This window comes from Sulfurimonas sp. (assembly GCF_032250635.1).
Lineage (GTDB): Bacteria > Campylobacterota > Campylobacteria > Campylobacterales > Sulfurimonadaceae > Sulfurimonas.
This window is the reverse complement of sequence record NZ_JAVVFL010000069.1, coordinates 1-9709: the sequence shown is the minus strand read 5'-3', so window position 1 is coordinate 9709 and position 9709 is coordinate 1. Positions and strand designations below refer to the sequence as shown.

Here is a 9709-nt window from a genome sequence, read left to right as displayed (position 1 = left end):
TCTATGTCTATAAAAAATAACTATTGGTTTAAGCTATTCTTTATAGGATGGTTTTGATTGTAAGTATAAATTATTATATCATTAAATGGTTTAGAATAGTCACAATTTAGAGCTTTTGAATAGTTCTTCTAAAGTAGCGGATAGGCTCGGTTGTTATATTGGCATCATTGACGCTAACAGTTACATCCATAAGCACTGAACCGTTTTGTTCGGGAGTATTAATAAGAATATAATCAGTTCCGGCGGCCGTATCACATGGTGATTCATTTACTCCAAGAGTTAACGGGTCATCATAGTATATATATGTTGGGGTAACAATTGCATTGTAAATACACGTAGCGCCAGTACATCCAAGTGGAAAATTATATGTATTGCCTGTATATGTGCATGGACTCGCTTGTGCAATATCCAAAAGTGCCAACTCAGTAGCGCTTTTTGCATGTAGTGCTACTTGCTCGTAGAGGTACAAGTCAACCGTTCTTTTTGTCGTCTCGCTTGTAAGAGAAAGAGAGAGAGCCATAATAGTAGAGATTATTACAATAACGGCTATTGCCATTATCATAGCGAATGCTCCTCTTTTTCTGCGAGGATTTGTTTTTAAAATATTGTTTTTTCTTTGCATAACGAATAATCCTCCATCAAATCAGAATTTACACATACTTGAATTTTTACTATTGAACCGGCTGCTCTAAATCTAAAAGTACTTACATCATCCATAATAACGGCACTTTTTGTTTCTGTTCCATCAGCTTTTACTAGGTATGTGTCACCATTCCATGGTTGGTAGTCGTACCATAATTTTAAAGTACCTGTTCCTGTGGTGTCGTCATAATCATCTATGCCAACAGCGTAGGCAGTCCATGCAAGTTGATAGTACTCATAGACGTTAACGCCGCTAAGGTTATTGTCTGCTCCAGTGGCTCCATTTGTTGGGACAAATTGATTTGCAATACCATTGCTTCTTATAGGGTGCATAGCAACATCTTGAGTAGTTATAGCTCCTCCCCATCCATAGCCTGTATAGATATCACTATCAGAACCTACAAAGTAGATTGCCGCATTATTGATAGTTGTTGCACTCGGAGATAAAACTCCAATTATTGTATTTAACTCTCCCGTGTCGGTTCCAGGAGAGACTAAAACAGAAGAAGACGATAAATCAAGATCAATTATCCCGCTCCAGTGCGGTAGAACAGCAGTATTTCCGCGAAAGCCGTCAATGTCAGTTGCTACCCACTCTAATATAGTGGCATTGTCATCAGAGTATCCTGCAAGTCCAAAAAAGTCATCATCTGCTTCTCTTGCTATTACCGAATCTTTTATGCGGTACTGCAGTCTTGAAGCAATGGTCTCAACAGCTGCTGAACTTTGAGACTGAAGTCTGTTATTTACACTTGAAAATATAAAACTTTTGTAGGCTTGAGAGAGAAGCTCTATGCCAAATTTTGCCAAAATTCCCATTATGACTATGACAAAGATAAGCTCTAAAAGAGTAAAGGCGGCTCTACGCATTAAAATCTCCTCTTGTAATAGTCTACTTCGCCGATGTTGGCACTATAGATTCTAAGTCTAGTCAGCAGAGTTGCTCCATCACTTGTATATATTGAAGCTGTAAGTACTTTTATATTGCTATCTGTTGCTTGTGTGACAATAACTTGGCTCTGGTACTCCTGTTTGTATCCTGCAGCTTCTGCAGCACTAGTGTCAAACAAATCACCTATAGCATCATTCTCCGCATTGTCTAGGTTAGGAAAAACTGGTGGTGTATTAGTATCGGGAGTATTAGCAACTACTGTAGTATTGCTGTCTAAGCATCTTCTGTGATAAGGCTGATTTACATGACCGGGTCTTAATCTATCATCATTACATACACCATTAACTTCAATAACTCTAGAAAGACGACTAAGAGCGTTGTCTTGCATAGAGTTTAAATCCCAATAGTAAGATGTTGCACCCATAAGCTCCGCAGAAGCGGCAAAGATGGCTTCTTGGACTATATTGTCTTCTATGCCTTCTGAGGTTATTTGTATCATCATAGGAAGGGACATAACGGCAATAGAGATAACCACGATTGCAAAGATTAGCTCTATCATTGTAAAAGCGGCTCTATGAAGAGCGGATTTTCTTCTTACCACATGATTCTCCTATTGGTTGTCGCTCCTGCAGGAGTTTTTGTAGTAGTACTTGTATTGTGCTCGCCTGTCCACTCTCCTATCCTGTCAAACTCCACTTGGAACTCGTTTCTGGTAGCAGTCCAATCGCTTTCGTTGTAGATAAGCCATGGAGATGCGTTGTTGTGCATAGTCGTTTTATATGGATAACCTTTGCTTTCGTCATAATCAAGATCAGCCGTGGAGTAGTATGTTACATTATTTTGTGCCGTAACATCTACTATATCATCAGATGCATCGGTAGGAGTTGCATCTTTTTGCTGAACAATCCCTACAGTACCGTCTATATCAGGTATGTTCGCTTCATTGACATACCATCTCACATCATCTGTTCTTTGCATATTTGGGCTAAATCCGTTAAGCAGAGTCTTATCACAGCCCGCTCCAAAACAGTAAGATTCAAAGTAGATGTTAGCAGTACCGGTATCTCCTTGGTATCTCTGTCTTGTTGCGTGAGTGCGACCGTAAACAAATGTTGCATTTCCTCCGACATTTACGCCGCTTACATTGTCTGTGTCTGTTGCATTGATCTCATTTACGACGACTGCAAAAGGGTTTACGACCTTGCTTGTATTTCTGTCAAAATTTATTTTGTAGTTAAACTCTGCCGTGCCGTTAGTATCGTTGCTGTCAAACTGTGTGCTTGAAAAAGGCAGATTATATTCAGTCGCTCCAAGCACTAGCGGAATTGAGCCGTTGTCATCAGGTGTATAATGGTACCAGAGCAGTTTAGTTAATGAACCTGCCTCAGGATTACTACCGTTAATATCATCTAGTAAAGTGAGTGTTAGATTGCCGTCTTTTGCGTAACACTCGGCAGTGTAGTTGCTTGTAACCGCATTGGTAAGAGTCTCTGCAGAGACATTTACATCAAAAGATGCTGAGATATTGCGATCAGCATCATTTGGAAACTGCTCAAAGTTTGAGAGGTATGTAAACCCGTTCGAACCGTTTTGTAAACCGCCATCTATTCCAAAGTGGTGAGGAACGACTGTTATTGGTGCCATAAACGGTTCTATCAACCTATCAGCATCGCTTGTATCGTCTGCATCTACAACTGCAAATTCAAAGCCTATTCTCTCGTGCATTGTAAGGTTAAACTCTCCAACATTATTTAAAGCATAGTTGCCGGAAGCATCACCGTTTATAAAATCAACAGGAGGAACGAAGTTTATGTTCATGTCCTGACAGCTTTTTGTTGCATCACTTATGTTGATATCGACTACGAAGGAAGAACCTTCCGTTTCATTATAATCAAGCGAGGCTATTCCCGTGTAATCTTCAGCATAAATCTCAAGCGGAGCTGCTTCCCCTGCTTTAAAAGGATCTGGCAGCATCGTAGTGTTAAAATCATTTGGACGTATTGCAAAATTGTCCTCAGAACATAAATCTCCTTGCATTGCATCGGCTAAACACATTGCACATCCAAAGTCGGTGTTGTACTCTGAAGGTGAAATAGTTCTTATGCGTCCACCGCAATTTCCATTGTATGCATTTGAGTCACATGGGGCAGAAGTTCCGGCTGTTCCATCGCCATAGATACATCTCATAACATTGTCTTGAAATGCTGGAGGAAAAACAGAGAGAATATTCTGTACATTGTTAAAACATGCAGGAACTAGACATAGAGAACTCTCAAGTGAACTAGTATTACAATTTAAGCCATCTGCATTTTCAAGAAGCGCCCCCCAGTCATAAGAGGTAACTTTCGCTCTTCTATCTTTATAAGCTCTGTCTATTGTAAGTGCTCCAATAACAGTATCTTCGTCTCCATGACGAATTATGCCTTGTCCGAGATGTTTTGAATCTGTGCAAGAGGCGCCATCCGCATGCTCCAAAATAACAGTCATATCAACTGTGTCATTTGGCTTGTCTGAGTATTGACCATCATAAATTGTTACGCTACCAGATGGATCAAGATAGGAAGCGTGCAAACAAAACTCTTTATTAACAATCTTTGTTTTTATGACTTTATTAGTATCATAATCAACTGTGTCTGCATCGGTATAAACACACTCCCCATCTGCATTTATAGAATAATTTTCAACCTCATTAATCCCTACACTGCCAACAGTAGGAGGAGGTTCATAAATACCACCCCCGCAGTATTTTGAGCGAAAAGTGAGATCAACACTGTATGGAGTAGCATTGGTTTTTGATGTTCCGAGTAAACCAAGATAATAAGTTGTATTTGCGTCAACCTCTATAGTGGCAGTTTCACTGCGATACCCTGAGTCCAACTGACTTGTCGTGCCTTTGCTGAAAATAGTAGGACAACTGTCTCCAAAGTCATAGTAGAGTATGAGTTTGTCATCACTCATCTCTGTATTTGTAAGGTTTATATCTAGATAACCGTCTTCATTTATAACAATTGCGTAGTATTGCCCATCAACGGAAGTTACGCCATTTGGGCTGGACTCCTCCACAAAAGCTGTGTCATCATCGCTACAGTTATCGTCTGTTTCCAAAAGGGTTATAGCGTTAGCACAATAACTATTTATAAAAATTGTAACATTAGCCTCATTTGAATCTATACCATATTCATTTGTAACGCTATATGTAAAATAATCAACATCAGTAACTTCTGAGCCTGTATACGTATATGTAAAATTCCCGTCAGCTAAAATAGGGTTTGGTGATAAATTGCCGACGCTTGGCGTAGTATTTGAAAGAACAGTAATGTTGTTTTCCGTGTAGTAAGTACCATATGGGTAGTCTGAAATAAGGCTGGCAACTAATGTGTCTGTAGGAGCAACCGAGTAATATCTGTCGTACGCAATAGGTATAGGATAGCCTATGCTAACGGTTGCAACATCAGAGATTGTACCTTCGTTGTCCTCAACTGTATATGTAAAACTGTCTGTTCCGTCAAAAGGGGATGGAGGAGTATATGTTATAGTGCCGTTTACATAATCAATGGTGATGTTTCCATCTGCCGGATCAGTAGCTACTATTGATGCTTTATTTAATGTTCCATCAAGGTCATAATCGTTTAATAGCACATAGATTGTTGTGGGGTTTACCCCATCTGTTTCTGCAGCGTCATTAACAGCTACGGGAGCTTGGTTGCCTGTAGCAAGAGTTAATGTTAATGTATATGTTTGGCTTGATGTTTCACCTGGTGCGCTAGAGCTCAGGTAGACCGTTTGACCCGCATTATAAAAGACAGGACCGAATGATGTCAATGTATGCGTGAGTTTGTCAGGCATGCTTGTTGTGCTGACATCAAATTTTACAGTTGAATTTCCAGATACTTCAGCAGAAAAGTAACCACTTTCTATTATTGAAATTGTAAAACGATCGATATCATTTGCTTTAACGGTGTCTGTATGCGTATATCCACCACTTGTTAAACTAACAGCATAATTATCGTATGTATCACCAAACAGAGAAAACGTAAAAAACAAAACAATTAAAAAAGAGCGAAATAGATTCATTGGGTCCTCCGAGTAAAAGCATAAGCCTAACTTGCTAATCTTACATTATACTACCAGTTGTACTTAATAAGTGCTTAATAATTTAATAAGGTTAAGAGATTGCAGAGCAGCTAGGCGATTGCTGCTCTCTTGAAATGGAATTATTTTTTTAAAAAGTCAGAGATCTTCTCGGCCACGCCGTACTCGTTCGAGTTGCTAATGATGACCTGTGCGGCTTTTTTGTTGTCGGTGTTAAAAATCATGGGACCTACAAAGTTTACCACGGAGTTTTCTATGGGTGTTTGAATCAGGACAGTGTTTAAAATGATTAAGTTTGAATTTTTGTCTATTTTAAGCAGCTCTTGAATGGTGTCTGGAACTTCAAAATCATACTCTCTTAGAACAAAAGGGTCTATGAGGGTAAAGGAGATATTCTTATCATCTACAGAGCTCATCTTCATAAAGATATCATCAATTTTTTCCAAAGTTACCTGTTTTAAATCTTCAAAGCCTAAAATAGGGACGCAAATATCAAATTTCATAAAAACCCTTCTTGTATATTTCGTTAATTGTAGCAGTTTAAGCATAAAATATACCTAGTTTAATGAGTGTTATATATGTTTTGGATAAAATAGCAACCTATTTATAAACAGGAAAAAATTTAATGAAATTTAAAACTTACGCAATACTCGCACTACTGCCTCTAACGCTTCTTTTTACGAGTTGCTCAAAAGAGATTGAGGAGTATAACAAGCCTGCCATGTATTGGTACTCAAAGATTACGCAAAGCGTCTCAAACGGAGATTTGGAAAGAGCAGACGGTTACTACAGCTCACTGCAGGGCGAGCACATCGGTTCTCCGCTTCTTCCCGAAGCTACCATGATACTTGCGATTGCCCATATGTACCATGAAGAGTATCTCTTAAGCGAGTACTTTTTGGATGAGTATATAAAAAGATATGCGACACCAAACGAAAAAGAGGAAGCGGAGTTTTTAAAGATAAAAGCAAAATACAAAGCACTTCCGCATCCAAGACGTGATCAGGCACTTATAGATGAGGCAATAGCAGAGGGGGAGAAGTTTAAACTAAACTATCCGGACTCAATGTACATGGAGGTGGTAAACACAATGCTTGTTCGTCTCTACCTTGCTCAATATGTTTTAAATGAAGAGATATCAGACCTCTACGAGAGACTGGACAAACCAAAAAGTTCCGAGTACTACCGAAGCATTAATCCGCAGCCGTGGATTGCCTCTTCAGAGGTTGACAGGGCGGTCGCTCCATGGTACAGAGCTTGGTTTGAGGGTGATGGCACATCAAGCTGGTATGAGTTTATGATACCTGATACAAAAAGCGTTGTTTCGAGAAACTCAATAGCAGAAGAAGATGTTCAAGGAGAAGATAATGAAACTAAGTGATTATAGTGAATTTCCGGCTGATATCCCTATCATAGCAGAGGACGAGCTTTTTTTATATCCGTTTATGATTTCGCCGCTTTTTTTGAGCGATGAGAGCAATATAAAAGCCGCTACAAAGGCCATAGAAGAGAGCTCTTTGGTCATAGTCTGCTCTACAAAACCATCTCATGAGGGAGAGAGAGATTTTGAAGCTCTGTACAGTGCAGGTGTTGTAGGCTCCATAATGAGAAAAGTCGCACTTCCAGATGGAAGAGTAAAGGTTCTTTTTCAAGGTCTTGCCCGTGCCAAGGTTGCATATAAAGTTTCAGACGACCCGCTTATTGCACATGTTGAGGTTATTAACGCGACAAACGTAAACTCTCTAAAGATAGATGCCATCTTGGAAGTTGTACGCGAAAAGGTAAGAACGCTTGCAAGTGTGAGCAACTATTTTCCTCCAGATCTGCTTAGAACCATTGAGGAGAACCACGACCACAACCGCATCATTGATCTGATTTGCAGCACGGTTAAACTTAAAAAAGAGCAGGCTTATAATCTTTTTGTGGAGTCAAATACTGAAAAGAGATTTTTGGATCTCATAGAGTACCTCATTGATGAGATAGAAGCTAACAAACTCCAAAGAGAGATCCGATCTAAAGTGCACAGCCATATAGAGAAGGTAAATAAAGAGTACTTCTTAAAAGAGCAGCTAAAGCAGATACAAAAAGAGCTTGGAACGGATACTTCAAGGGATGAAGAGATAGAGGAGTATCGCAAGAAGCTTGAGTCTAAAAAAGAGAAGATGGACGAAGAGGCATATAAGGAGATACATAAGCAGATAGAGCGATTTTCACGTATGCACCCCGACTCTTCAGACGCTTCTATGACGCAAACTTATCTTGAATGGGCGTTGGATGTTCCTTTTGGAGATGAGAGTAAAAAGAAGCTCAAAATCAGCGAAGTACAAAATCAGCTCGATAAAGATCACTTCTCTTTAGAGAAACCTAAGCAGAGAATAACAGAGTTTTTTGCGGTAAAAGAGCTTATGGAGCTAAGAGGCATAAAGAGCAACTCCGGCGCAATCATCTGTTTCTGGGGACCTCCTGGCGTTGGTAAGACGTCACTTGCAAACTCTATAGCAGAGGCACTTAAACGCCCGCTTATAAGAATCGCACTTGGTGGACTTGAAGACGTAAACGAACTTAGAGGGCATAGAAGAACCTATGTCGGCGCAATGCCTGGACGTATTGTTCAAGGCATCATAGATGCTAAAAAAATGAACCCTGTGATAGTTCTTGATGAGATTGACAAGGTTGCAAAAACGGGAAGAGGCGATCCGACGGCTGCTTTACTAGAGATACTTGACCCTGAGCAAAATAAAGAGTTTAGAGATTACTACCTAAACTTCAATATTGACCTCTCAAAAGTTATCTTTATAGCTACGGCAAACGATGTTGGCAGGATTCCTGCGCCGCTTCGAGATAGAATGGAGTTTATCGGGATAAGCTCTTACACGCCGCAAGAGAAGTATGAGATTGCATCAAGATATCTTATTCCCCAAGAGCTTAAAAAGCATGGACTAAGAAAATCAGAACTCAGCATCTCAAAGCCCGCACTCAAAGAGCTTATCCACAGCTATACGCGTGAAGCTGGCGTTCGTAGTCTTCGTCACCGTCTTGCAAATATGTCAAGAAAGGTTGCTCGTGAAATACTTGAGCATCCTGAAATAAGCAAAGTCTCTTTGACTCTGAAAAATCTTAAAGAGTATTTTGATAAAACTGTTTTTGAGATTGAAAAAACGACAAAGGTTCCTGTTGTAGGAGTTGTTAACGGTCTTGCATGGACGGCCGTGGGCGGAGATGTCTTAAAGCTAGAGAGCATACGCGTAAAAGGCAAAGGCTCTATGCAGTTGACCGGAAGCCTCGGTGATGTCATGAAAGAGTCGGCACTTATCGCATACAGCGTGGTAAAAACATTAATAGATACGAAAAAATTAAAAATCGATGCGCAAAATATTCCGTTGACATTTAAAGAGAAAGAGGAGAATACAGAGGTAGATTCTAGCGAGGTATATAAACGTTATGATCTACACATTCACGTTCCAGACGGTGCTACTCCAAAAGATGGACCAAGCGCGGGAATAGCGATGGTAAGTGTTATCTCTTCGATTTTAAGTTCTCGAAAAATACGATCAGAAATTGCTATGACGGGTGAAGTTTCTCTTAGCGGAGATGTGCTTCCAATAGGTGGACTTAGAGAAAAACTTATTGCAGCACATAAAGCCGATATGAGCAAAGTTCTTATCCCGGTAAAAAATTATGAGAGAGATTTGGAGGATATACCTAAAGAGGTCAGAGACTCTCTTGAGATAATCGGCGTAAGCAGAGTAGAAGAGGTTTTAAAACACGTCTTAGTGTAAAACCTCCTCTTTATTTTACTCTCTAGAGAACTATCGAGTTTATTTTCTCAGTAAGATCATGATTTCTAATCGGCTTCATTAAGAAGCCGTTTGCTCCAAGCTCTAGAGCTTCAGTTTTTTTTGTCTCATCGGTGGTGAGTACAATAATTGGAACCTGTTCTATATTTTCATCTGAGCGCACGACTTTTAGCATCTCCAAGCCGTTCATAACAGGCATGATGATGTCTAAAAGTATAAGATTTATATCACCTCTTTCTTTTATTTTCCCAATCGCATCAGCTCCATTTTTTGCCTCTAAAACCTC

At 39.7% G+C, this 9709-nt stretch carries 8 protein-coding genes; 2 read left to right on the top strand and 6 right to left on the bottom strand.

The genetic code is table 11. The features are described 5' to 3' along the window. Window positions 1-106 precede the first annotated feature (106 nt). The 5 genes from RQ763_RS05700 to fliW form a co-directional block, all read right to left on the bottom strand. A complete protein-coding gene (locus RQ763_RS05700; RefSeq protein WP_314151692.1) occupies window positions 107-622 on the bottom strand; it encodes a hypothetical protein in 516 nt (171 codons plus the stop codon). Continuing rightward, entirely contained in the window at window positions 598-1512 is a 915-nt protein-coding gene (locus RQ763_RS05695) for a prepilin-type N-terminal cleavage/methylation domain-containing protein (RefSeq protein WP_314151691.1), read from the bottom strand. Before RQ763_RS05695 ends, RQ763_RS05700 begins: the two co-directional genes overlap by 25 nt. After that, complete coding sequence (locus tag RQ763_RS05690) at window positions 1512-2135, bottom strand: prepilin-type N-terminal cleavage/methylation domain-containing protein (protein WP_314151690.1); 624 nt, start codon at window positions 2133-2135, stop codon at window positions 1512-1514. Before RQ763_RS05690 ends, RQ763_RS05695 begins: the two co-directional genes overlap by 1 nt. Beyond that, window positions 2129-5608, bottom strand: a complete 3480-nt coding sequence (locus RQ763_RS05685) for an Ig-like domain-containing protein (RefSeq protein ID WP_314151688.1) — start codon at window positions 5606-5608, stop codon at window positions 2129-2131. Before RQ763_RS05685 ends, RQ763_RS05690 begins: the two co-directional genes overlap by 7 nt. A gap of 140 nt (window positions 5609-5748) precedes the next feature. Continuing rightward, entirely contained in the window at window positions 5749-6129 is a 381-nt protein-coding gene (gene fliW, locus RQ763_RS05680; protein ID WP_314151687.1) for a flagellar assembly protein FliW, read from the bottom strand. A 122-nt stretch (window positions 6130-6251) separates the two neighbouring features. Here fliW and bamD point away from each other — a divergent pair, with 122 nt between their 5' ends. Continuing rightward, window positions 6252-7007, top strand: coding sequence for an outer membrane protein assembly factor BamD (bamD, locus tag RQ763_RS05675; protein ID WP_314151686.1), 756 nt, complete (start codon window positions 6252-6254; stop codon window positions 7005-7007). After that, on the top strand, window positions 6994-9405 hold the full coding sequence (gene lon / locus RQ763_RS05670) for an endopeptidase La (RefSeq protein WP_314151685.1): 2412 nt from the start codon (window positions 6994-6996) through the stop codon (window positions 9403-9405). The genes bamD and lon overlap by 14 nt, the downstream gene beginning before the upstream one ends. Before the next feature lie 22 nt (window positions 9406-9427). On the opposite strand, the gene RQ763_RS05665 is transcribed toward lon, so the two are convergent. Further along, on the bottom strand, window positions 9428-9709 hold a 282-nt coding region (locus RQ763_RS05665; RefSeq protein WP_314151683.1), incomplete at its 5' end, for a response regulator.

Coding starts and splice junctions, on each gene's coding strand:
- RQ763_RS05700 (WP_314151692.1), bottom strand. CDS start 622: ATGCAAAGAAAAAACAATATTTTAAAAACAAATCCTCGCAGAAAAAGA.
- RQ763_RS05695 (WP_314151691.1), bottom strand. CDS start 1,512: ATGCGTAGAGCCGCCTTTACTCTTTTAGAGCTTATCTTTGTCATAGTC.
- RQ763_RS05685 (WP_314151688.1), bottom strand. CDS start 5,608: ATGAATCTATTTCGCTCTTTTTTAATTGTTTTGTTTTTTACGTTTTCT.
- fliW (WP_314151687.1), bottom strand. CDS start 6,129: ATGAAATTTGATATTTGCGTCCCTATTTTAGGCTTTGAAGATTTAAAA.
- bamD (WP_314151686.1), top strand. CDS start 6,252: ATGAAATTTAAAACTTACGCAATACTCGCACTACTGCCTCTAACGCTT.
- lon (WP_314151685.1), top strand. CDS start 6,994: ATGAAACTAAGTGATTATAGTGAATTTCCGGCTGATATCCCTATCATA.